The sequence below is a fragment of the Nostoc sp. DedQUE08 genome (genome assembly GCF_034530895.1).
Lineage (GTDB): Bacteria > Cyanobacteriota > Cyanobacteriia > Cyanobacteriales > Nostocaceae > Nostoc.
The window spans coordinates 1-22150 of sequence record NZ_JAVRCD010000064.1; the positions used below are offsets into that span (position 1 = coordinate 1).

Sequence of the window (22150 nt, forward strand, 5' to 3'; positions counted from 1 at the left end):
GTGCAGCAATGTATGTAGCCGAGCCGTGCTAACAGACCGAGGGCTTGACCTCACAACATAATTCGTAGTTCGTAATTCGTAATTCGTAATTACGGCTTGCTAGTTATGAAAACATTTGGTTTGGCGTTACTGTGCAGTCTTCAGGGTTACTGTTAAATTCGTCATTTCTAATTCTTTAATTACGAATTACGAATTACGAATTGGTAATTACAAATTTTCCTGGTGTCTATTGCGCGGTGGAACCACACTGAACCCTTCCCGAACTCAGAGGTGAAACGCTGCTGCGGCAACGATAGTTTAGGGGTTGCCCTACGCAAAAATAGCTCGATGCCAGGAACCATAATTTAACAAAAACCCGCAAGCTCAGATCTGAGCTTGCGGGTTTTTTGTTTAGATAAGCAATCTTCAAGTTTGGACTTGCCAGTATTTATCCCATATAGGTTTTATCATGTTCGGGTGATTACTTGTAATAAAATCTATCAATGCAGGTTAGGTTGGAACTTGCTTAAGAGTAAGAGTACGGCAGTGAAACCCAATATCAACAAGGATAAAATTTTGGGTTTCGTTCCTCAACCCAACCTACTACGCACAACGACATTAGACTCCTACTATAGATAATGAAGCGATCGCGTCACACTTAAAGGCTTTATTAACTCCAGCAATTTTTGCTCAACAAAAATATTATAATTTGAACATATTTGGATAGCTGATGGCTCCCCATTAGAAGCTTTATTTCGGGCCTTGGTATTGTTTTCAAAAATCAAATCTATTAATAAAAAAATGCCCCTTAAAATCGTTCAGAACTTTGATGGCAGTTTTACTCTTGAAGCACAAGCTCAAGAAACTCTATTCAATTTATTGACAAGCGTTGCTTTCTTAAACCAAATTTGCCAACAGTTGGGGTGTAAGCAACTTAAATTTACAGAATTACTCTTCCAGCCAGTTCCTTACAGCTTAACTACCACTAAAGGAATGCCAGCAGAATTTGAAAAATATCATGAATCTGATGAGTATATCATCGTCAATGTACCACCCAATTTCATGTTCAGTGCCAAGATTTTTAAACCCAGCCGCCTTTGTGCAATTTACCAAAAGTTGAGTAATTAATAATTTTAAAGATAATTTTTTCCTAATTGGCAATTTTCAATTCTGAAGGCAAATAATAAGTTTGATATTTGATATATGGCTTCTGAAACAAATCTTTCTTCTTTGGCAACTTTAGAATACATTCCCTACATTGACGATCGCGGCCAATTACCCGAACAATTTCAGGGTAAAATTGGGGTATATGCTATCTTTGACCAAAAAAAAGTGCTGCAATTTGTAGGATATTCCCGTGATGTTTTTCTTAGCCTCAAGCAGCATTTAGTCCGTCAGCCACAGCAATGTTATTGGGTTAAAGTTCAAACTATTGAACGTCCTAGTCGCGCAATTTTAGAAAATACTGAAAATGCTTGGATTGCTGAAAATGGCAGTGTGCCTTGGGGTAATGGGGATCAAAAGGAAAAATGGACTCATCCTATTGATGTCAAAGTTGCAATGACAGCTGAAGAACAGGCAAAATATGAAGATCCAGCTAATGATGAATTAGCACAAATAAAAGTTCTTAAAAATGTGGCACGCAGAATAGAAGCAGAAATTTCAACGCAATTGTTAGAAGTGCGCGGTTTGCAAATGCAAATTCGCTTCAATCCTAAATTGAAAGAAGAAGGTTTACTAGATTTGAAATGAAGGTAGTTTTGGGGAAAACTATCTTATGAATATCGCTTGTAATCTCCCATGACAATACAGCTGTTGAACGATCGCTATCAAGTTATCCGCACACTGGGTGCTGGTGGGTTTGGTGAAACCTATCTAGCTGAAGACACCTATATGCCTTCAAAGCGCCATTGTGTGGTTAAACAGTTAAGACCGATTCACAACAATCCCCAAATTTACCAGTTAGTACAAGAGAGGTTTCAACGCGAAGCAGCTATTTTAGAAGAACTCGGTGGCACAAATGACCAAATTCCGGCATTATATGCCTACTTCTCTTCTGGTGGACAATTTTACTTAGTTCAAGAATGGGTTGAAGGCGATACCTTAACTGCAAAAGTTCAGAAGCAGGGGCTATTTAGTGAAGGCGCTGTCCAGGAATTGTTTATGAATTTATTACCTGTCCTGGATTACGTTCACTCTAAGTATATCGTTCACCGCGATATTAAACCGGATAACATTATTGTGCGTCATCGGGATGGTAAACCAGTGCTGATTGATTTTGGTGCTGTGCGGGAGTCAATGGGAACAGTGGTGAATTCTCAAGGAAATCCTACCAGTTCGATTGTGATTGGTACACCTGGCTATATGCCCAGCGAACAAGCAGCAGGTAGACCAGTTTTTTCTAGTGATTTATACAGTTTAGGAATGACGGTAATTTATTTGCTGACTGGTAAACAGGCACAACAACTAGAAACGGATTCCCAGACGGGTGAAATTGTCTGGCGACAGTATGCTAGTCATATTAGCCCAATTATGGCAGGAGTGGTCGATACAGCGATCGCTTATCATCCACGCGATCGCTATCCCACAGCTAGAGCAATGCTGGATTCTTTGCAGAGCATAGCAAATCCAATTCCACCGACGCAACCCCTGTTAACTCAACCAACTGTAGTCTCTGCACCGCCACCTCAGACAGCACCTGTCAAACCACAGCCTAGCCCTCAAAGTAGTCATAGTCAGAATAATATTCTCATAGGCAGTTTGATTGCAGGTGGGTTAATTGGTGCATCTGTGATTATTAGTCAAGTGTTATCCAAATCTTCTCAACATACAGCAGACAAAACGGTATTACCTTCAGAAACACCGTCAAATATTACAAGTCCAGTGATAGAAACTCCCACATTCACACCAACGACCCCATCTGTTCCAACTCAATCATCTTCCTCAACTACATCAATACCACCTGTTGATAGCACGACTCTCAACAATTATTTCTGGCTTTCTCAAAGACTTGTAACTGATGCAGATTTGGATGGTAAAAGCGGTTTTGAACTCGATATTATGCGAAATTCGATTTTTGCCAGTCATGGTCGCCGTTTTGAGAATATTGAATTGCAAAATTACTTTAATAACCAACTTTGGTATCGTCCTATATATTCACCAAAGACATTTCCAGTTAAATTGCTGACAAAATTAGAGCAACAGAATGTAGAATATATCAACAAATATCAGGTTAATACCGGGTTAAGATATTTTAAATAATTAAGTTTTTCATCATCAGGGAGTGAGGACTGAGGAGAATAGCCAATACTTTTCTACAAAGGCTGTGCTAACGGCTAAATCTCACTGTGAGTAGTTGGACAAAGTGGATTATAAAAACTTGAGAATTGTTCAGTACAAGAGTGTGCATGCTTGTATAATATCTTATATTAATTTTCGCTTATCAATCAATTTATCATTACTTATTAGATAATATTTAGGTTAGCTGGTGTAGCATATCAGACAAAATGAAGGATATTCAATAGCCTAAAATCGAAAGATATTAGGGGCTAATCCTACCGAAATGTATGTGGGGTCAGAACCAAACTGTGTTTGTGTGCCATAAACTACATCTTTAGATACTAGTCAGTTTCCGAACCAGGCATTTATATTTAATATATAAAATTGCTATTTTTCAGATTAGAAATCCATAAGTTAAAGAAATGCCATTTTTATATTTTCTTTGTTATTTTGTATTTAACGGGACAGTTCTTCATGATTTGGTGGGCTTAAATAACAATTAGTTAAACCATTTCTCTTCCCAAAGATGCATGTAAATTGTTTGCATTATGCTTACTTTGCTTTTTAATCTACAAGCAAAGTGCAAATTGACTAAACATATTACATGACAAGATTTTCAATCGGCAAATAGTTCATATTCACGACGGTTAACCTTGCCTAAAACTATGCTTAAAACACAGAATCAACGTATTTTTCTGCCTGCTTTCATTAAACCTTTAGAAGAAAAAAATCAAACAGCTAGTAAAAAGCAATTTGCTCAACCAAAATTAGATTTACTGCAACCATTACGTCAATGGCTCGACAAAATTGAGATTCAGAATCGGAAATTAGCTAAATTTATTGCTAAATTAATTCCCGCCCAGTGTCCATTTGAGCGTGATGTCATGCTTTTTGGTCGCAAAATAGGACACATTCCGCCAATGTGTAAACTGAATCCGCTTTATAACGAACTTGTCTACTTGCGTTTTCGCGCTTTGTGTTATTTAGTAGATCAGTGTGGAGAAGATATTCAATCTTACTGCTGAATATAACGAGAAATAACTAATATGGAAATTAAAATTGAGCAGCAACTTAAGACTTGAATATCTCAATGGATGAGGTGTATTTAAATGGGAAATTTTGAAAAAGGAAGTCTCCAAATTTCCTTGGAATTATGATTATCAAGAAACTTGCTATTTTTTGGAAGGTGACGTACTTGTTACTCCTGATGGCAGAAAACCAGTGCAAATGGGTAAAGGCGATTTAGTAATTTTTCCCGCTGGTATGTCCTGTACATGGGAAATTACAAGTAACGTAAAAAAGCATTATTACTTCGAGTAGTAAAAAATCAAAATTGAGCGATTTTTTTTCTTGATTATCCAGAAAAGCAAGATTTCATAAATCAATTTTGATTTCTATTATGGAAGCTTACCGACGAGTATTGTAGGATAAAATGGCAGAATCGGCAAATTGTTTATATCTATCTCTGTCAAAACTCGTTGCGACTCCATTACCTAAAAAATATTCGTAGAAATAGATCGTCTAATTCTCGCCAAATTTGGCAGTAAACAAAGATCCCCGACTTCGCAAAAGTTGTTGGGGATTTTGTGCGATCGCCAGCAGAGAAAATCCAGAGAGTTCATAATCGTATTAGTGGGAGTTTAGCAGCAAAATGTTTGATCCCACCGCAATTTTATTGAGGAAAATCATTAACAATGTTACTGCATTTAAGTACTTGGCAAGAAGTCGAAGCTTATTTACAGCAGTCAAAGGGGATTATTTTCCCTATTGGTTCTACAGAACAACACGGGCCAACAGGGTTAATTGGTACTGATGCTATTTGTGCAGAAGCGATTGCAGTTGGTGTGGGTGATGCAACCCAAGCGATCGTGGGGCCTACAATCAATGTGGGGATGGCACTACACCATACTGCCTTTCCTGGCTCAATCAGTCTGCGTCCCAGCACTTTAATTCAAGTAGTGCGAGATTATGTAACTTGTTTAGCCAAAGCTGGTTTTAGCAAGTTCTACTTTATTAACGGACACGGTGGGAACATTGCTACCCTGAAAGCGGCTTTTTCAGAAACTTACGCTCATTTAGAAGATTTGCAGATTGCCAATGCTCAACAGGTGCAATGTCAAGTGGCAAACTGGTTTATGTGCGGTTCTGTATATAAGCTAGCTAAAGAATTATATGGGGATCGAGAAGGTTCTCATGCAACGCCAAGCGAAGTAGCCCTCACCCAGTATGTTTATCCAGAAGCGATTAAGCAAGCACCCCTTTCACCAGAAGTAGCAAGCGGACATCGAATTTATAGCGCTACTGACTTTCGAGTGCGTTATCCAGATGGACGTATGGGATCAAATCCGGCTTTAGCAACGCCAGAACATGGTAAGCAATTTTATGATTTGGCAGTTAAAGAACTTAGCAATGGATATTTGGAATTTGTGAACGCAGAATAAAACTCATGAAAAGACATTGTAGAGATGCGAGTAAAATCGTGTCTCTGCATCAAATATCTTGAGAATGATTATTAGACAAGTCACCAGCTTCGCCACTACTATAAGCGTGAGGTTCTCCTTCTGCGAAGATTTCGACAATTTCTCCATTGAGTAGTTCAACTTTGCGATCGCTCAAAATGCCACCGTCAATCATGCGGTGATATTCGTCAATCGTCCACTTAGCAACTATCACACTCATGACGATTGATTCCTCCCAATAATTCTTAATATTTTTCCATTTTAAAGGTACTTCAGGTGTAATTCAGAATAAGTCGATTGATTGAAGATAAAGATATGCCAGACAGCATGTGATAATACTGCACAGGCTGAGATAACAGCTTGGTAACTATAAAATAGTCGAGTATGCAATTATGTTAAGAGAAATTTCGTTAGTGTTGGCGCAGTCCGCCGTAGGCATCGCTACTTTTGTTATTCCCTTGACTAGCTACACCCATAGTCAAGTAACTGCTACCACCACTAATTATCAAATTTCTCAGAATCCTAACAATCAATCAACAGGAATAACTATTGAACGTCTAGGAATAGGTGGCGTAAAACTTTCTATGTCCGAAGCACAAGTCAGAAAAATTTTAGGTAAACCTGTAAAAGTAGAAAATGGCTTTCTAGCTGCTATTGGTAAAGTTCGTACTCTGAAATATGCAGGCATCACAGTTGATTTAGATGAAGGTGCTAAACCAGGTAATTTTACCGTTTATCAAATCAAAGCAAATCGTTCTAAATATTCCACCATAGATGGAGTAAAAGTAGGTGACAAACAATCAAAAGTGATTAGAACCTATGGAAAAACTGAAATTTCCCAAGATGGTAAAGTTACTAATTTAAATTATATAGTTGAAAAACCCAGCCCTGGAGGTTTAAATTTTACTGTTGAAAAAGGCAAAATAACAGAAATTTTCTGTTTTTACGTGATGAATTAAGCAATTTTTACAAGAGAAAAGCAATGCAATGTAAACCTCCTCACTTTATCTGGAGACATCCCACAATTCAGTTCAGGGCAAACCTCTTCAACCCAACCTATCCTATCACTTATTCCTCATAGCGAAGTGTTAAGTAGCCTCTGTTGAGAAAATAAAAACCTCTGCTGCTTGAGTCGGCCAAACAAATAGGTTTTGCTTGGCAATATCCAGGTCAATAGCAATACCTATAAAACGCGATCGCTCAAAATGCCAGCGCCAATCATCCGCTGATATTCGTCAATTGTCCACTTAGCAACTATCACAGTCATAACGATTGATTCCTCCCAACAATTCTTTATATTCTCCGATTTTAAATACACTTCAGGTCTGATTCAGAATCAGTTGATTGGTAGAACTTATATCAAAATATAAGAACTTTTTAGACCAGCAGCATTATGCTGAGAAGTTTGATTCTCGATCGAACCTTCACTCTAGCGTGTTGGAGGAATTTCTCTATTATCTGTTTAAAAATTTAGTCAGAGACTTTGGAGAAAATGCTCTCATCGGCAAATCACATACGTTCAAAGATATTTTTTTTGTGCCGCCAAAATACTCTGAGATGCTTAAGCGACCGTATGCACGTATTGAAAAGAAAGATCATGACGTGATGATCTCACTTTTTCGCGTTGCTCCCGTATTCCTGCTGCCTCCTGCCCTCTGCCTTCTGCCTTTCTTGCTAAAACTACGGTATTTAATTATTTGCCTAGCTCAACTTTTATCGAACGTTGCGAACGTAGCGACCAAGGTCTGAGCCTTCTCAACCCTTATCAAGATTACCTCCTCAGTCGCTGGAATAGCGGTAACTACAACTTCACTCCCCTATTGAATGAGGTCGAGGAAATGCAAAGTATATTAGTTGCTAGCTTAAACAAACTCAAAGCTTGAATTTATTACTTCTACCCTTCCGACTTCTGCCTTCTGCCCTCTGCCTTCTGCCTTACCCCAACCTAGATCACCAAAAGTTGCCAAGAACCAATAGAGAACTTGGGGATTTTCGGTGACGTATTTGGCGAGGATGGCACTTTTGCCGCTACTGGGTGCGCCAATGATGGTAAAGTAACCGCGATCGTGAGACTAAATAAAATTATATATTGCGGTAAAGACGAAAGCACGACCAACAAAGTTTTGACTTTTTTTGAGAATGACTTGTTGAAATTCTGTTGGGTAAGAGGGGGAATTGATTGGTGTTGGCGGTCGAGGTGAAGTGTTCATACTTTTTAAACATTCTCCAACCGCAAAAAATGCACGGCAAAACCCCACCTATCCCAATTTTTCAATATGAGTTTTTTTGCCTTCTGAATTAAATTTTAGTTTTTTTAATAAAAATCAATATAGGAAGCAAACAGTTAACTTTTTTGTACCTTAAAGTCTTTAATTTTGAATTTTGAATTGTTAACTGGCATCTAAATCTATAACATTAATTAGAACATTCTCGACTCAATAGTAACTGCCCATTATTCAGCCGATATAGACCAGTCGGTTCGATAATCGGATCGCCTTTTTTCCAGGGACGGGATGTAGTTTCTACACCTCTGACCTCTCCAGTTGTGTAGGTAGAAACCGAAACACCAGGACGATTAGGACTCAAAGCACCAGACCCTGTAATAGTAAAAGAGTTTTCTTGTCGCTTGGTGCCGCGTGAAATGCAACTATTGGCGATGAGTGCATTGGTATCAATGACTGGGGGTAATTCGGTGAAGCTATTTTTGATAGAACTAGTATCAGGTGCGTTAATGTTGATTACACCTGCAACACCTTGTTCAGAACTTGCAGTAATATCACTTTTCTCGGTTGGCTTTGGACGTGCTTCGATACCGAAGATACCTTGCAATTTAATTTCGACGTTTCCACCAGTTCCTGTGAAAGCATTGGCTATGATGTCGGTGTCTTCTTTAGGGATAGCGACAATAAATCTTGAATTGATATTGATGTTACCACTATTGCCACCGGATTGCGCTGTACCTGCGGTGGTCGAAATTCCGCCACCGCGACGCAATAGTAAAAGCTTATTGACCCTGTTGTAATTTTAATGTCACCTGCTTTACCTTCACCACTCAGCAAAGAACTAAATAAACCGCTATTGAAATCAACAATTTCGCCACCACTCAAAGTTACACCCTTTGAGACACCATCAATTATGACGGTATCACGAGCATTAATGATGATATTTCCACCATTACCTTTTCCTTCGAGAAAGGGAGAAAATATACTTCCACCATTTGTTAAAGATAACGCTCCTGTTTCAATTTGAATATTTCCGGCATTACCATTGTATGCTGTTGTATAAAGACCACTAGGTAAACCTTTACCGCCAATTCCATCAAAATTAATAGTATTGCCAACATTAAGAAAGATATTACCTCCACTTCCTTCTCCGTCGTTGTCAGCATTTAGTTGCCCACCATCTTTTAGTAGTAAATTACTTGCAGTGATGCGAATATCACCAGCTTTACCTATCGCGTTAGTAACACCATAAGTTGATACTTCACTGTTCGATTGTACTATGCCTCCACTCGATTGTACTATGCCTCCAAAACCTGAAAAAGTCACATTATCACGGGCATTAATAGTGATATTTCCGGCATTTCCGACTCCAGCAGTAAAGCTAGATATAGTACCACCATTAGTAACCAAAAGCGATCCAGTTGTAACTTGAATGTTTCCTCCGTCACCTACCCCCTGATTGCCGACACCACTGATACTAAAACTATTAGTATCAAAGGTTATGTTATCAAAAGCATTAATGCTGATATTCCCAGCGTTTCCTTTCCCATTGGTACTGCTACTAATAAATGCTCCATTGATAGCTTTTAGTGTACCTGTTGTGATTTGAATATTGCCTGCGTTACCTTCAGCAGTCTGTTGCACATTATTACTAATCCGGCTAAAAAGATCGCTGTTATTACCATCTAAGGAAATATAATTACGAGCATTGATGATGATATTTCCAGAATTACCTTTTCCTCTAGTGCTACCTTGAATTTCCGAACCATCATTTATTTCCAAGGAATTAGTATTAATAGTAACGTTCCCGCCATTACCAATTGCACCCTTATCTACGTCGGAATAAATTCCATTACTTTCCCCTGGTCTTGAGTTACGAAAACTGATATTACCTTGGATCTTAATATTTACATTACCTGCATTTCCTCGTCCTCCTGGTTGCGGATCATCATTACCTTCAACCCTCGATTGAATCTCCGAGCTATCTGTCAAAGAAAGCGAACCCGCAGTAATGTTAATTTCACCACCATTACCCACACCCCCAGTTCCAATGCCGCTTAATATAAAGCCCCTCGTAAGTTCAACCGCATCTGATGTTTGAATCGATATATTACCAGCATTACCCTGTCCTAAAATAAAAGTACCAAGGGAAGCTTCGTTACTTAGTGTGAAAGAGCTAGATTTGATGTTGATATTACCAGCATTACCTATTGCTTCTGTAGATACAGTGCTAACAATTCCACTATTTAAATTATCTTTTTGACTTGTAATAGTAACAGCACCTTGAGCATTGATATTTATATTTCCTGCATTGCCTTGTCCCAAAATGCCAGCATCGATCAGTCCACTGCTTAACGTCAATATTCCAGTCACAATATTGATATCGCCAGCATTACCAAATGCTCTTTCTTGCACTAGATTACGAATGAAGCTTTTATCTGTTAACGTTGTCTCTGCGGTGGCATTAATAGTAATATCTCCACTTTTACTATTTAGAGTACCTAAACCTGTATCTATTCCCGCTCTTAATTTACTTTCCCCAGCTAAATTTACATTTCGAGCTTGAATTTTGATATTCCCGCCATTGTCACCGCGAACATTAACTTCTGCGCCATTACTCAGCGAAACATCAGCGCGTTCCACATTCTCAGGGATAACTAAACCCAGATTATCACCCGCAATATTTAATCCTACATTTCCTGGTGCAGCCAAACCTGCTAACTCAATATTCCCCCCATAAGCGCGAATATTCCCACCATCAAGATTGATATTTCCACCAGCAAGCAGCAAACTTTTACCATCAGCAACTCGCAAACCCGTAACATCTTCACCAATGAGATTAGTACCTGCGGGTGCTTGGGATTGATTAATAATTCCCCCACTTACTTGAATTTGATTAAACAGCAATACCGAAGGATTAATAGTCAACAATGGCGTTGCTTGGGGATTTGTCGCACTAAAAACCCCTTGATTACCAAACTGCACACCATTTGCAGTTGTCCCCACAAATGAACCCTGCACATCTAAACTGGCATTTTTCCCAAACACAATCCCATTAGGATTTATCAAAAATAAATTTGGACTAGAATTACCGGATGTTCCCAGTTTTCCCAAAATTTCTGAAGGGTTCTTACCTGTCACTCGTGCCAGAATATTTTGAATATCTGCGCTAGGAGTGACAAAATAAGCCCCACGTCCCTCACTGATATTAAATTCTCCAAAGCTGTGAAAAAGATTGATTTGGCGAATTGCACCACCTGTAATTGCTTCAATCGGTTGTCCTTGATAGTTGCCAATAACTTGAGAGGACTCAGCCCCAAGCGTGTTATCAGGTACAATATTACTTTGCTGTGCCTGGGTTTCGCTAGTGAAAATACTGAAACTCAAGCAGCCCAGCAACCCTGCCAATCCAAACTGCAAACACTTGTTTAATCCGTAGTTGCTCGTCATTGGGTGCTATTCATATAGATTATTTGAGTATCTAATAAAACAACACCTTTGGACGATAGACAAGCGAATGTTCGTTAATTATGCAGTTTTTTGCAATGGTGCGATCGCATTTCTGCATTCTCCAGGTATGAAAGCTGCACGCAAATAAGCAGAAAAGTTGGATGTGTAGCATGAGTATGTCGGATATTGTGTAACTCATCGGCAACAGTAAAACTACTGACCGCGTACCAATAAGGCGATGGAAGATTTATCCGAATACCTTTGCCTTAAATGAATAGGTGTAACACCTAGTAAAGCACGGCGGAAATAAACTGGCAAAAGCTTTTTTAATCTCTTTATTTCTAAAAAAATTGAGTACCTTTAAAAACATTCCCCTTATAAACACAGAGAGAAACAAAATTTTGCAAAATACTCCAATATGTGATACAGAGTTGCTTATACTGCGATCGCTAATCTAGATTAACCCACTAGCGATCGCCACTTTTTTCTCCGTCACTCTCAATATACAAGTAGTTCTTGTCAACATTGCAATATTTCTCACCAACATTGCAATATTCCTCACCAACATTGCAATATTTCTCATCAACATTGCAATATTCCTCACCAACATTGCAATATTCCTTATCAATGCTGGAACATTTCTCATCAACATTAGAATATTTCTGTATAACCTATTTCCCAGCCGGACATATTTGCTGCACTCTTTGGGGAAGTTGCCGACACACTTGCTGAAATCCTTGAGGATTAATTTGCCACAACCAATAAGGGAATTCCAAGAAATAAATTATCCAATATTGTGGAGTGGGCATCCTGCCCGCCCAGTCCATAGGGCGGGCGAGACGCCCACCCCACAAGAAAAGTTGTATATTTTTTTATTTGTCAGTCCCTAAACGAAGTTATCTAAGTTGATTCCGGTTATGACGTTGATAAAGAAAGCGCTTTCAGTTTAGCTGATGATTTAAGTTCGTGTTGCAATCATACGGCGTAATTTTGTATTTCTTATTCCCAGCGATCGCTTTATCTGTTAAATGCGTAGTTTTATACTCAAACTGGGTATTACAAATAAATACTTTAGATGAAAAAGGTTTTCAAGATGATTTTAAGCTTTAAAAATACCAGTGCTGTGTGTGCCGTATTTTTATTAGTCAGTGTCAGCAGTTTTCACAATTCAGCTATAGCCAATATAAACAATCACTCCCAAATAATAGCACAGCAGAGTAAAACTCAGCCAAACCCAGTTTTTAAATCTATTTTGCCTAAATTAAAGCAAAAAACTCAAATTCGGATTCTTTTACCGAAGTTTATTCCTGAGTCGGATGGCGAAAATCCAATTTACGCAACTATAGAAGCTGCTACGCAAAAAAAGTATGATATTTTACTGGGTTATAGTCCAGACTGTAATGGTGCTTCTGCCTGTCGTTTAGGCGTTGTTTCTGCTGAAGCCGTAACCCGCAAAACACCCAGCCTGACTGGGAAACGTGTATCCTTAGCTAAGGGAATTACTGGCTATTTTGTAGATTTTACTTGTGGTGCTGGTTGCTCAGATGCTACCTTGACTTGGAGACAACAGGGTGTGCAATATGTTTTTGGATTGAAAGCAGGCGATCGCACTTCTTTAGTAAAAATGGCTAATTCTGCGATTAATCCCTAGCTAGCGTCATTTGATTGTACTTCCCAACGAAACAGCCGCGGCAATTGAGATACATCTATAGCGTAGTTAACAATCCACATCACCAATTCAAAAATCAATACATATCGTACCCACTGCAACTCGCTTGTAGAATCCAAAAGTGTCAAACCCTCATACAACTGCCAGAAGCGGTAAGGCAGATATATATAAGGAACCATCACCCAGACAACATTTTGCAACTGCCTGAGTGTCACTCTTTCTGAAATGATTTGCAACCCTAAAACGATAAAATACCAAGCAAGCACAGTTAACACCGTGCGATCGCCCCACCATACACCCCACAATAACATGACCACTAAGGGCGGCACTATTGCTAGCAGTTGCACCGAGCCAAACCAGATTTTATACCAACCGGGAAATGGTAAAGGTAGAGTATAAGGCTTTGCGTTTTTCCACCCCCAGTTCACAACTACAATAAAAAGTGTGGCAATAAGGAAAAAGAGGAGATTTTCTAGGAACAGATACAGGTTGATGTTTAAGGAAGTCATGAGGGTATTATCAAACTCTGATGTTTATGTGTCAAGTCGCTTTGCTCCAATTCGTAATTCGTAATTGTTACCCCATCCATGAATGGAGAGGCTTGAAAAAGGAATAAACTTTTTCTTTTTCATAATTAAAATTAGGAGCTTGTACCCTCAATCTCATTAATTAATAATTAATTCCTCATTCATAAATTTTTAACTACGAATTATGAATTATGAATTACGAATTATTCGGTCATTATATCTACACAAAATACCAAAGATATTTCAACTTTTGTTTGCTCTATTTTCTTGCACCAAATGAATAATCGATGGTACTAAAGAAATAACTATAATTAATCCAATAATCGGTAACAAATACTTATCTACCTGTTCTGGTGGCAGAGATTTTCCTAAGAAAAACCCTAATAGGGTAATGCCAAATGTCCAAAGAAAACCACCAATTAAGTTGTAAGACATAAATGTGCGATAATGCATTGCACCAATTCCAGCCACGATGGGCGCGAAAGTGCGTACAATGGGTAAAAAGCGTGCCAAAACAATCGTTTTTTTACCGTGCTGGTGATAAAAGTTCTGAGTTTTCACAAGATGTTTTTTATGAAACAGCCATGAATCTTCCTTATTAAATAATCTTCTGCCAAATTTATGCCCAGTCACATAGCCAACATTGTCACCTAAGACTGCACAAATAAAAGCACCAATTATCAGAACCCAAATGTTCAATAAATTCTGAGACGCGACAAATCCAGCAGTGAACAATAAGCTATCCCCAGGCAGAAAAAAACCAATTAACAAGCCAGATTCAGCAAAGACAATCGCCCAGACCCCAAAGTAGCCAAGTGATTTAATCAGTTGTGGTAAATCCAAATGCATAGAATTTTTACTTTTATTTCAATAGATCCACAACATCTTAACGTTCAGCAATTTTATTGAATAAAAAGTAATATTAAATTTATGTAAATTTATTATGTCATCTGAAGAAATGTGATGACAGATGACAGGTTTTGAGTTATTGGTGCAAGAAACAAAGACATTTGAAAGTATAGCAAAAGCCTTAGTCATTAGGACATCAACAGATGATAAAACTTAGATACAAAAAGACTTTTCACCCAGTCCCCATTATCCCTTATCCCCTTCAGGGGCCCCACCATCCTCAGTCCCCAGTCCCCAGTCCCTTACTATACTAAGAATATTTTGGGGTACTGCGATGCCTACGGCGAGCTTTGCTAACGCAGCAGAGTTGGAATATCGTGTTAACTTTTTTATAGCTACCCTTAGAGATATGAAAAGTCAGCAATTTCCTCCTGGAAGCTTTGGTATACCTGTATTAGGTGAAACACCCTCCTTTATTTTCGACCGCGATTTCGCTAAAAAGCGCTATCGCCAGTATGGGCCCATCTTCAAAACTCATCTTCTTGGCAGACCGACTGTAGTGATGGTCGGGCCGGAAGCATTAGAGTTGGTTTTGTCAAGCCAAATGGAGAATTTTTCTTGGCGCGAGGGATGGCCTGATAATTTCAAGACATTACTGGGTGAATCACTTTTTCTGCAAGATGGAGAAGAACACCGCAGAAACCGTCGCTTGATGATGCCAGCATTGCATGGCCCAGCATTGGCGAATTATGTCTCCACAATGGAAGATATTACACGTAGTTATCTGCAAAAGTGGGAGAAGCAGCAGGAATTTACTTGGTTCCAAGAATTTAAACAGCTGACGTTTGATATTGCCAGTCAATTGTTGTTGGGTACGCGTCCTGGCCCTGAATGTGTGCGTTTTAGCAAATTGTTTGCAGCCATGACAAATGGACTGTTTGCGATTAATCCGTTGCCCTTGCCATTTACAACATTTGGTAAAGCTATAGCTGCTCGCAATCAGATTTTAGAGCATCTAACTGAAGTTGTTAGAGAACGTCAGCAAAATCCGACAAAAGATGCTCTGAGTTTATTAGTGCAAGCCCAAGATGAAGAAGGGAACCGGATGAGTGAAAAAGAACTCATTGCCCAGGCGTTACTATTACTATTTGCTGGACATGAAACCACTACTTCGATGCTGACTTGGTTGTGTGTAGAGTTAGCCCGTCATCCAGAAGTACTCGAAAAAGCAAGAGTTGAACAATTGCAACTTGCAAGTAAAGGTAATTTAGATTTAGAACAATTAGGGAAAATGCCCTATTTAGAACAGGTTTTGTGGGAAGTTGAAAGATTGCATCAACCTGTCGGAGGCGGGTTTCGTGGTGTGATTAAAGACTTTGAGTTTAAAGGTTATCACGTTCCTGCTGGTTGGCAGTTATACTATTCAATTGGAGTTACTCACCGAATTGAAGAAATTTATTCTGAACCAGACCGATTTGAGCCAGACCGTTTCAGTCCCCAGCGCCAAGAAAACAAAAAGTATCCTTTTAGTTTAGTTGGTTTTGGCGGTGGGCCGCGCATCTGTATTGGCCTAGCCTTTGCCAAAATGGAAATGAAGATTGTTGCTGCTCATCTTCTACGCAATTATCATTGGGAGATATTACCCAATCAAAGTTTAGAGGAAGTTGTAGTTCCCACTAATCGCCCGAAAGATGGATTGCGGGTTAGATTTCAACCTCGGTAAAATGTTTTATGACATCCCAAATAAACATACATTTGCCTAACGGAGTTTTACAACGCTTGCAAAGTGTGAAAGATTTTGTGGGCGGGGGCGTTAACTCTCTAAGTAACTCAGCGCAACAAGCTGGTGAGTCTTTGAAGACAACAGCCACTACTACAACTGATAGAGCAATTGATACAGTCACAACAAGTTTAGAGCAAACTTGGCAAACTGCTGATAAATTTAAGAGTACAACATCGGGCGCAGTTAAAGATGCGATCGCATCTTCTGTAAGTGATTGGTTGACACAACACCCGATATTTTTTCGGTTAGTTCAAATACTAGGTTGGGGAGCTAATCACCCAATTATTAGTGTAGTAATTTTGCTGTTTGCACTTGCTCTACTTTGGAGCATCATCAGAGCAATTGTCCGCTTAATTGAGACAGCTAGTTGGTCAATACTCCAAGTTCCGTTAAAATTGCTTCAGGCTTTGATTAAAGTTAGTTTTTTATCCTTAACTAAAGTTGGAAGTTTTGCCGTTCAAAGAATCACAAGTACCAAAACAACTGATAATCCGCCTTTACTACCTGAAAGTTTTCAACCAAATAAACAACAACGATTAGCAGAAATTTCTAGTCGTTTGGAAGCAATTCAAAAGGAACAACATCAGCTTTTACAAGAAGCGGCAGACTTGATTGCTGCCGACACAATTGATATAGAAGTATCAAAAATTAAACAGCTAAAAAGCGCTGAATCACATCTTGGCTGAGTTCGGTGGTGGAACCGGAGGCGACAATACCACCTTTTTGCATAGCGTAATAGTAATCCGCCTGACGGACAAAGTGTAAATGTTGCTCTACTAATAACACCGAAATACCTGTGGTTTCGACGATACGACGGACTGCGGCTTCAATTTCTAGGATGATGGAGGGTTGAATACCTTCGGTGGGTTCATCTAAAACAAGTAATTGAGGTTCTCCCATTAAAGCACGTGCGATCGCTAATTGTTGCTGCTGTCCTCCGCTTAAATCACCACCCATCCGCGAAAGCATGGTTTTTAACACCGGAAATAAACTAAAAACTTCCTCTGGAATTTCCGCTTTTTTGACTGGTTTGCGTCTAGCTTCCAACCCTAGCAGTAGATTTTCTTTAACTGTCAACCGAGGGATAATCTCTCGTCCTTGGGGGACATAACCAATTCCCAACTTTGCCCTTTGGTCTGGAGATTTGGAGTTGATTAATTCTTCAGCTAAATTAATAGTACCGCTGCGGGGTTTGAGTAAACCCATGATAGTTTTGAGTAAGGTAGTTTTTCCCACACCATTGCGTCCAATTAGGCAAACCATTTGCCCAGATGGTACGCTCAAATCTACGTTGCGGAGAATATGGCTTTCGCCGTAATAAACGTTAAGGTTAGAAATTTTGAGCATATAAAGAACTTTTAACTGTTTAGTTTTGATATCAAGTCTCTAATTGGCGATTCCTCTGTTAATAAATATCTGGTTAACTCCTTATGATAGCTGATTGCAAATGCAATTAATGATATTTTAGATGATGCTTTAGCTCATCGAAAGAGTTCAAACTACGCCAAAATCTAAATAAACGCGATCGCATCTTACTAACATCTTACCGACAATGCAGATTACTCAAAGTCTCCATACAGCGATTCTTGTGACTGACTTAGAACGCTCTGAACATTTTTATGGCAAAGTATTGGGATTATCCAAAATAGATCGTTCTCTAAACTACCCTGGTGCATGGTATCAAGTCGGTGACTATCAAATTCACCTGATAGTTTCAACCACTGTCCCCACGGAAAACCCAAACCAAAAATGGGGACGTAATCCCCACGTCGCCTTCACTGTAACTGACTTAAACGCCGCCAAACAGGAATTCCTCAATCATAATTATCCCATTCAAGCTAGCGCTTCCGGTCGCGCTGCCCTGTTCACTCAAGACCCGGATGGGAATATTATCGAGTTGATTCAGCAGTGAGAGGGAGCAGGGGAGCAGGGGGAGAATAACTCCTAACTCAGCACTCATTACTCATTACTCAACACTGTTTTGCCCAATCCCCAATGCCCAATACCCAATCCCCAGTCCCCAATCCCTCTTCTATTCTGGTAATTTATATTGCCCAACAATACGCTTGGCAAATTCTGGAACGTGCGCTTCTAATTTCTCTGGATGATTGCGCTTTACATACAAATAATTCCGAGTAAAGTGAGAATCAATGGAAAATCGTGCGTATTCTAGACCCTTGGGGCCGATTTTTTCGATTACCACACCCATCAGTTTTGCTGCCCACATCGGCAGGGTAACGCCTTTATCGTAAGCGGGAATACTTTGTTGTACGGCTTCTTTGCGGTTGCCTTTAGACGTTACTGGTTGGGTATCTAACTGGTCTTTTACTAAATCCAGCATTTCCTTACCTGTGTCATTTCTAACTACAATCCATTGCCAGCCGAAGGGTGCGCCCATGTAGCCAACAACTAAGTCAGCTAGGGAGTTGACGTAATCAAAGCAACTCATACAGGATGGGGCAAAGACATCTTTGAGTTGGTTGGTTTTCAAGCCAAAGAAAGGCACTGTTTCTGATGAGCCATCTTCATGTTTGAAGTGAACCCGAAAGTCTTGCATAAATTCGTAATGCACAACTGTATCAGGCGATCGGCTGGTGGTTTCTAAGAATTTTTGCAGTCCGGCGCGGTTAACATTATCTACGCAGGGCGTACCCAAAACATACAGCTTTTCTAAACCAAGTTGTTTTTCTACGGCTCGTAATGCCTGAATTTGGCAACCAACACCAATTACCAACAGCCGCTTCATCCCCGATTTTTCCACCTGTTCTAATATGGAAAGGTTCGGAGAAAGTGTTGGTTTATTTACTCGTGCTGCTAGTATTTCTTCTGGAGTCCGGGCGATGACTGGCATGGGTTGAAAGCGGTCTTCTTTGGTGTTTTGCACGCAGACTACACCTTCAACTAAGCCGCGATTCAGCATTTCAATGGCAATGCTGCTAACAATACCTGTCCATTGTGCGCCTTCGATGGGCTGCTGTTTCTTGGCCGCTATCATGTCTTGATGAACGCCAAAGTAGAGTTCATCGGGGTTTTCAAGATGGCGCGATCGCGTGTGTGTTTCTTCTTCAAGTTCGCCTATTTGCTGATTAATAAAAGCGCAAGCTTCCTTGACATAGTGAATATAATATGTATCGCATAGCCCACATTCGCTACAGAGTTCCTTCGCAGGGCGGCGGCTGGTAGGTTTTAAGGCTCTGGCTTTTTTGTGAGGAGAAACTGAGGTCATATAAACTTTTTGTTTTATCCAGGAATCGCTTTTATTACAATACCTTCACTCGCTATGAACTAGACATTGTAATATTTTGAAACGCAGAGGGACGCAAAGTAAACGCAAAGTAACGCAGAGTTTTTACCTAATTTATTTTGCTACGAATTAATTAAATATTGTACTGAGGCTTTGATGAGGAACTATAGAAATACAATCGCACTCAGCGATGAGTAGAAGAAATAGAATTTGATTTTTGATACACAGATAAAAGCAGACATTCCCAAACTAGTCGCGGTTGAGCGTAAGCAAGCAAGTATTTTCGAGATTCTTCTAGCTGGTTAATGATACTAGGTTGATGCCACTGCTGCCAGTAAAATTGCTGAAGATAATCAACTAACCACAGTTGTGCTTCTGTATCTAAATCCTTATCAATTTTTTTGGCTAACTCTAAGGCGTTACGGTAAGATTTAGGCGCTTTTTTCAAGTCTCCGAGTAACTCATCAGGAATAGCTTGTAATTGCTTGTAAGATGCGATCGCACTTCCCGCACTACCAGCTGCTATGCTCAATACTGCCTGATTTTGCAAAATTTCCTGATGCCCTGTTTGTGTGAGTACAACAGCTAAAGACTGTGCATTTAAGCGATAAAAAGGAATGCGTTGACAGCGTGATACCAAAGTCGGCAACACAGATTCAAGTGTCGGTGCAATTAAAATTAATGTCGCCTGTCCCGGTTCTTCCAAGGTTTTAAGTAAAGCATTGGCTGCGGCTTCTGCCATTGTTTGCGCTTCTTCCACCACTACCACATTTCTCGGCGCTTCTAAGGGCGGACGACCTAAAAACTCGGTAATTCCCCGAATTTGCTCTAGTCGAATTACAGGTGATCCCTTAAGCTTGAGTCCTTTTTCGGCTGCTTCTGCTGCTGTTAATCGTTGTCCCTGGTATTGGTACGTTGGTTCCACCCACAATAAAGCTGGATGGTTCCCCTGACGCAAACGGTTTTGTAAAGATGCAGTAACTCCCATCCCATTAGAAAATAGCAATTCCACAAAGCATCTGGCTGCTAAACTCCTGCCTACACCATCTGGCCCCACAAATAAGTAGGCTGGAGGAACCCGGTTTTGTCTGACAGCCTGAGTGAGTAATTCTATAGCTTGCTGTTGTCCGATAACTGGTGCAAATGGATCGTTAGTCATTAATCGACGTGACAGGACAATCGATATGCCATAAAGCCAAAATACCTCAGCCTTTGGTGGCAGTTGGTTGATGAGTGCCCAAGTGCTGAGTACAATTCTTACTTTTGTACTCAGCACTGTTTGGGTAAATTAGCAATCAAACCTTAGACGTGAGAAATTTGGATATCTCCGCGTGTGCCAACACAGCACCAGGTTCGCGCTGGAGAGCGTTGTAATACTTTCTCTCAAAGGTATTACCGGTCTGTAACGGTACAATGAGTGTACGGGCATCAGCAATCAATTTTTGGAAATCGTCCAACAATATCGGTTCATCTGCTTGGAGCATTTCATCAACTTGCACAACCATCTCAGAAATGCGATGTAGCCAAGCAAATTGTTCGTGAGCGATAACTAGCTGAAGAAGTTCTGCACTTGATACTCGTCCGCTAATCTGTTCGTAGGCAATGCGTTCTGTCTCCAGCAACATCTTGTGAAGGTGGAGTAATTTGTTTCGTAAATCACGCAGATATTGATGCTGACGTATTCTTTCTGTAAGTGTGTTAGAAGTCAATGTTACTTATCCTCTCGTTACAATAGTCTTCAATGGCTTAAGTAATTTCTAAGCATTGAGAATTGGGTATTGGGATTGGGGAAGAAGTGACAGATAACAGGTGATAGGGAATAATCTGTACCCTGTAACCTTTAACCTATTCCCTTCTTCTCCCCCATGCCCTGGTGAATGGAGTTTCTTATCTATTTGGTTTCCTTGCTAAGAAGCATTATAATGAGCATATCTTTTTATAACCGTTATGTCTTATATCTGATTAATCATATATTAGCATAAAATTATAAGAAGTACATAGTGTAGAACCGAGCGAGAAAATATCAATTATGGGAAAACCATCTTCATGTCGCTAGCAAATGTAATTTTAGGTCTTCTTCAGCAGCAAGAAATGACGGGCTACGACCTCAAAACGAGCTGCTTCGATCAATGCGTTGCCCATTTATGGCCAGCAGATCAGGCACAAATTTACAGAACTCTCGATAAGCTAGTTGAGCAAGGCTGGATTACCTGTAACATTGAGATTCAACACGATCGCCCCAACCGCAAAGTCTACAGTGTGACGGAGCTAGGGAAAGCGGAATTTAGGCGATGGCTAGGGATTCATCAGCCCTTACCGACTATCAGAGAACCTTTACTCGTCCAGTTGCATTTTGCAGATCAGTTGTCGAATGAAACCATCATTGACCTACTAAAGCAACAATTAGCGGCTCGAAGCAAAAAGCTGGCTGAATGTGAAACCATCGATTTGCCATCAATCGGTGATGAATCTGCCAACCGCAACCAGGTGATGCAAAGGCTGGTGCTGGAGTTGATCATCCGAAGAGAAGAAACTTATATTGATTGGTTAAAGACAGTAATCGAAGTTGTCAGTCGCCAAGAGCCATATCCATTTACCAAGAAAGAATTCAGGAGTCAGGAGGTCACTGAGCGACTTGCCTTGAGCGAAGTCGAAAGGAGTCGAAGTGAGCCAGAATTTTCCAATTGAA

General features: G+C 39.9%; 21 protein-coding genes, 1 rRNA gene and 3 pseudogenes. 15 read left to right on the forward strand and 10 right to left on the reverse strand.

The genetic code is table 11. The features are described from left to right. Window positions 1-218: 218 nt before the first annotated feature. The 7 genes and pseudogenes from rrf (at window position 219) to RMY64_RS30165 (ending at window position 5699) form a co-directional block, all read left to right on the forward strand. Window positions 219-336 (forward strand): 5S ribosomal RNA (rrf, locus tag RMY64_RS30135). Between the two features lie 444 nt (window positions 337-780). Beyond that, window positions 781-1107, forward strand: coding sequence for a hypothetical protein (locus RMY64_RS30140; RefSeq protein WP_322675621.1), 327 nt, complete (start codon window positions 781-783; stop codon window positions 1105-1107). A 75-nt stretch (window positions 1108-1182) separates the two neighbouring features. Beyond that, window positions 1183-1731 (forward strand): GIY-YIG nuclease family protein, encoded by a 549-nt coding sequence (locus RMY64_RS30145; protein ID WP_322675622.1) that lies wholly within the window; start codon window positions 1183-1185, stop codon window positions 1729-1731. Window positions 1732-1779: 48 nt separating this feature from the next. Beyond that, complete coding sequence (locus RMY64_RS30150; RefSeq protein WP_322675623.1) at window positions 1780-3240, forward strand: protein kinase domain-containing protein; 1461 nt, start codon at window positions 1780-1782, stop codon at window positions 3238-3240. Window positions 3241-3923: 683 nt separating this feature from the next. Further along, window positions 3924-4283: a Mo-dependent nitrogenase C-terminal domain-containing protein gene (locus RMY64_RS30155; RefSeq protein ID WP_322675624.1), complete on the forward strand. Its 360-nt coding sequence runs from the start codon at window positions 3924-3926 to the stop codon at window positions 4281-4283. A gap of 21 nt (window positions 4284-4304) precedes the next feature. After that, window positions 4305-4578, forward strand: a pseudogene (locus RMY64_RS30160) (cupin domain-containing protein). Between the two features lie 374 nt (window positions 4579-4952). Then, complete coding sequence (locus RMY64_RS30165; RefSeq protein WP_322675625.1) at window positions 4953-5699, forward strand: creatininase family protein; 747 nt, start codon at window positions 4953-4955, stop codon at window positions 5697-5699. A gap of 79 nt (window positions 5700-5778) precedes the next feature. On the opposite strand, the pseudogene RMY64_RS30170 reads toward RMY64_RS30165, so the two are convergent. Then, a pseudogene (locus RMY64_RS30170) lies at window positions 5779-5937 on the reverse strand (Uma2 family endonuclease); the annotation flags it as partial. A gap of 172 nt (window positions 5938-6109) precedes the next feature. On the opposite strand from RMY64_RS30170, the gene RMY64_RS30175 reads away from it, so the two are divergent. The 3 genes from RMY64_RS30175 to RMY64_RS30185 all read left to right on the forward strand — a co-directional run bounded on the left by RMY64_RS30175 (window position 6110) and on the right by RMY64_RS30185 (window position 7600). Beyond that, on the forward strand, window positions 6110-6676 hold the full coding sequence (locus RMY64_RS30175) for a hypothetical protein (protein WP_322675626.1): 567 nt from the start codon (window positions 6110-6112) through the stop codon (window positions 6674-6676). A gap of 475 nt (window positions 6677-7151) precedes the next feature. Further along, complete coding sequence (locus tag RMY64_RS30180; RefSeq protein ID WP_416212167.1) at window positions 7152-7466, forward strand: hypothetical protein; 315 nt, start codon at window positions 7152-7154, stop codon at window positions 7464-7466. Beyond that, entirely contained in the window at window positions 7415-7600 is a 186-nt protein-coding gene (locus tag RMY64_RS30185; RefSeq protein ID WP_322701940.1) for a hypothetical protein, read from the forward strand. Before RMY64_RS30180 ends, RMY64_RS30185 begins: the two co-directional genes overlap by 52 nt. A gap of 189 nt (window positions 7601-7789) precedes the next feature. On the opposite strand, the gene RMY64_RS30190 is transcribed toward RMY64_RS30185, so the two are convergent. The 3 genes from RMY64_RS30190 to RMY64_RS30200 form a co-directional block, all read right to left on the reverse strand. Beyond that, window positions 7790-7927 (reverse strand): hypothetical protein, encoded by a 138-nt coding sequence (locus RMY64_RS30190; RefSeq protein WP_322701929.1) that lies wholly within the window; start codon window positions 7925-7927, stop codon window positions 7790-7792. Window positions 7928-8587: 660 nt separating this feature from the next. Continuing rightward, on the reverse strand, window positions 8588-11389 hold the full coding sequence (locus RMY64_RS30195) for a filamentous hemagglutinin N-terminal domain-containing protein (protein WP_322675629.1): 2802 nt from the start codon (window positions 11387-11389) through the stop codon (window positions 8588-8590). A gap of 671 nt (window positions 11390-12060) precedes the next feature. Beyond that, the gene (locus RMY64_RS30200; protein ID WP_322684462.1) at window positions 12061-12198 is read right to left on the reverse strand and encodes a hypothetical protein; all 138 of its coding nucleotides are present in this window, start codon (window positions 12196-12198) and stop codon (window positions 12061-12063) included. A 284-nt stretch (window positions 12199-12482) separates the two neighbouring features. Here RMY64_RS30200 and RMY64_RS30205 point away from each other — a divergent pair, with 284 nt between their 5' ends. Further along, window positions 12483-13040: a hypothetical protein gene (locus RMY64_RS30205; RefSeq protein ID WP_322701930.1), complete on the forward strand. Its 558-nt coding sequence runs from the start codon at window positions 12483-12485 to the stop codon at window positions 13038-13040. Here RMY64_RS30205 and RMY64_RS30210 read toward each other — a convergent pair. Further along, a complete protein-coding gene (locus RMY64_RS30210) occupies window positions 13037-13567 on the reverse strand; it encodes a hypothetical protein (protein ID WP_322701931.1) in 531 nt (176 codons plus the stop codon). The two genes, RMY64_RS30205 and RMY64_RS30210, sit on opposite strands and share 4 nt — an antisense overlap. 261 nt (window positions 13568-13828) lie before the next feature. Beyond that, entirely contained in the window at window positions 13829-14434 is a 606-nt protein-coding gene (locus RMY64_RS30215; RefSeq protein ID WP_094349357.1) for a DedA family protein, read from the reverse strand. Window positions 14435-14843: 409 nt separating this feature from the next. Between RMY64_RS30215 and RMY64_RS30220 the strand changes: the two genes are divergently transcribed. Both RMY64_RS30220 and RMY64_RS30225 read left to right on the forward strand, forming a co-directional pair. Further along, window positions 14844-16157, forward strand: coding sequence for a cytochrome P450 (locus RMY64_RS30220; protein WP_322701939.1), 1314 nt, complete (start codon window positions 14844-14846; stop codon window positions 16155-16157). An 8-nt stretch (window positions 16158-16165) separates the two neighbouring features. Next, window positions 16166-16903: a hypothetical protein gene (locus RMY64_RS30225; RefSeq protein ID WP_322684459.1), complete on the forward strand. Its 738-nt coding sequence runs from the start codon at window positions 16166-16168 to the stop codon at window positions 16901-16903. Here RMY64_RS30225 and urtE read toward each other — a convergent pair. Next, window positions 16866-17564 (reverse strand): urea ABC transporter ATP-binding subunit UrtE, encoded by a 699-nt coding sequence (urtE, locus tag RMY64_RS30230; protein WP_322684458.1) that lies wholly within the window; start codon window positions 17562-17564, stop codon window positions 16866-16868. The two genes, RMY64_RS30225 and urtE, sit on opposite strands and share 38 nt — an antisense overlap. A gap of 205 nt (window positions 17565-17769) precedes the next feature. Here urtE and RMY64_RS30235 point away from each other — a divergent pair, with 205 nt between their 5' ends. After that, entirely contained in the window at window positions 17770-18129 is a 360-nt protein-coding gene (locus tag RMY64_RS30235; protein ID WP_322701932.1) for a VOC family protein, read from the forward strand. Between the two features lie 120 nt (window positions 18130-18249). Here RMY64_RS30235 and RMY64_RS30240 read toward each other — a convergent pair whose 3' ends face one another. From RMY64_RS30240 to RMY64_RS30250, 3 genes are all read right to left on the reverse strand, one after another. Next, window positions 18250-19443, reverse strand: coding sequence for a Coenzyme F420 hydrogenase/dehydrogenase, beta subunit C-terminal domain (locus tag RMY64_RS30240; protein ID WP_322684457.1), 1194 nt, complete (start codon window positions 19441-19443; stop codon window positions 18250-18252). A gap of 202 nt (window positions 19444-19645) precedes the next feature. Continuing rightward, window positions 19646-20620: a DNA polymerase III subunit delta' gene (locus RMY64_RS30245; protein ID WP_322684476.1), complete on the reverse strand. Its 975-nt coding sequence runs from the start codon at window positions 20618-20620 to the stop codon at window positions 19646-19648. A 136-nt stretch (window positions 20621-20756) separates the two neighbouring features. Then, window positions 20757-21170, reverse strand: coding sequence for a hypothetical protein (locus RMY64_RS30250; RefSeq protein WP_322684456.1), 414 nt, complete (start codon window positions 21168-21170; stop codon window positions 20757-20759). 337 nt (window positions 21171-21507) lie between these two features. On the opposite strand from RMY64_RS30250, the pseudogene RMY64_RS30255 reads away from it, so the two are divergent. After that, window positions 21508-22041 (forward strand): annotated as a pseudogene (locus RMY64_RS30255) (PadR family transcriptional regulator); the annotation flags it as partial. Window positions 22042-22150 lie beyond the last annotated feature (109 nt).

Excerpts from the sequence above, each read along its gene's own strand:
- RMY64_RS30140 (WP_322675621.1), top strand. The coding sequence starts at position 781 with ATGCCCCTTAAAATCGTTCAGAACTTTGATGGCAGTTTTACTCTTGAA.
- RMY64_RS30175 (WP_322675626.1), top strand. The coding sequence starts at position 6,110 with ATGTTAAGAGAAATTTCGTTAGTGTTGGCGCAGTCCGCCGTAGGCATC.
- RMY64_RS30145 (WP_322675622.1), top strand. The coding sequence starts at position 1,183 with ATGGCTTCTGAAACAAATCTTTCTTCTTTGGCAACTTTAGAATACATT.
- RMY64_RS30190 (WP_322701929.1), bottom strand. The coding sequence starts at position 7,927 with ATGAACACTTCACCTCGACCGCCAACACCAATCAATTCCCCCTCTTAC.
- RMY64_RS30240 (WP_322684457.1), bottom strand. The coding sequence starts at position 19,443 with ATGACCTCAGTTTCTCCTCACAAAAAAGCCAGAGCCTTAAAACCTACC.
- urtE (WP_322684458.1), bottom strand. The coding sequence starts at position 17,564 with ATGCTCAAAATTTCTAACCTTAACGTTTATTACGGCGAAAGCCATATT.
- RMY64_RS30245 (WP_322684476.1), bottom strand. The coding sequence starts at position 20,620 with ATGACTAACGATCCATTTGCACCAGTTATCGGACAACAGCAAGCTATA.
- RMY64_RS30150 (WP_322675623.1), top strand. The coding sequence starts at position 1,780 with ATGACAATACAGCTGTTGAACGATCGCTATCAAGTTATCCGCACACTG.
- RMY64_RS30215 (WP_094349357.1), bottom strand. The coding sequence starts at position 14,434 with ATGCATTTGGATTTACCACAACTGATTAAATCACTTGGCTACTTTGGG.
- RMY64_RS30210 (WP_322701931.1), bottom strand. The coding sequence starts at position 13,567 with ATGACTTCCTTAAACATCAACCTGTATCTGTTCCTAGAAAATCTCCTC.
- RMY64_RS30195 (WP_322675629.1), bottom strand. The coding sequence starts at position 11,389 with ATGACGAGCAACTACGGATTAAACAAGTGTTTGCAGTTTGGATTGGCA.
- RMY64_RS30155 (WP_322675624.1), top strand. The coding sequence starts at position 3,924 with ATGCTTAAAACACAGAATCAACGTATTTTTCTGCCTGCTTTCATTAAA.
- RMY64_RS30200 (WP_322684462.1), bottom strand. The coding sequence starts at position 12,198 with ATGCCCACTCCACAATATTGGATAATTTATTTCTTGGAATTCCCTTAT.
- RMY64_RS30225 (WP_322684459.1), top strand. The coding sequence starts at position 16,166 with ATGACATCCCAAATAAACATACATTTGCCTAACGGAGTTTTACAACGC.
- RMY64_RS30220 (WP_322701939.1), top strand. The coding sequence starts at position 14,844 with ATGAAAAGTCAGCAATTTCCTCCTGGAAGCTTTGGTATACCTGTATTA.
- RMY64_RS30165 (WP_322675625.1), top strand. The coding sequence starts at position 4,953 with ATGTTACTGCATTTAAGTACTTGGCAAGAAGTCGAAGCTTATTTACAG.
- RMY64_RS30205 (WP_322701930.1), top strand. The coding sequence starts at position 12,483 with ATGATTTTAAGCTTTAAAAATACCAGTGCTGTGTGTGCCGTATTTTTA.
- RMY64_RS30235 (WP_322701932.1), top strand. The coding sequence starts at position 17,770 with ATGCAGATTACTCAAAGTCTCCATACAGCGATTCTTGTGACTGACTTA.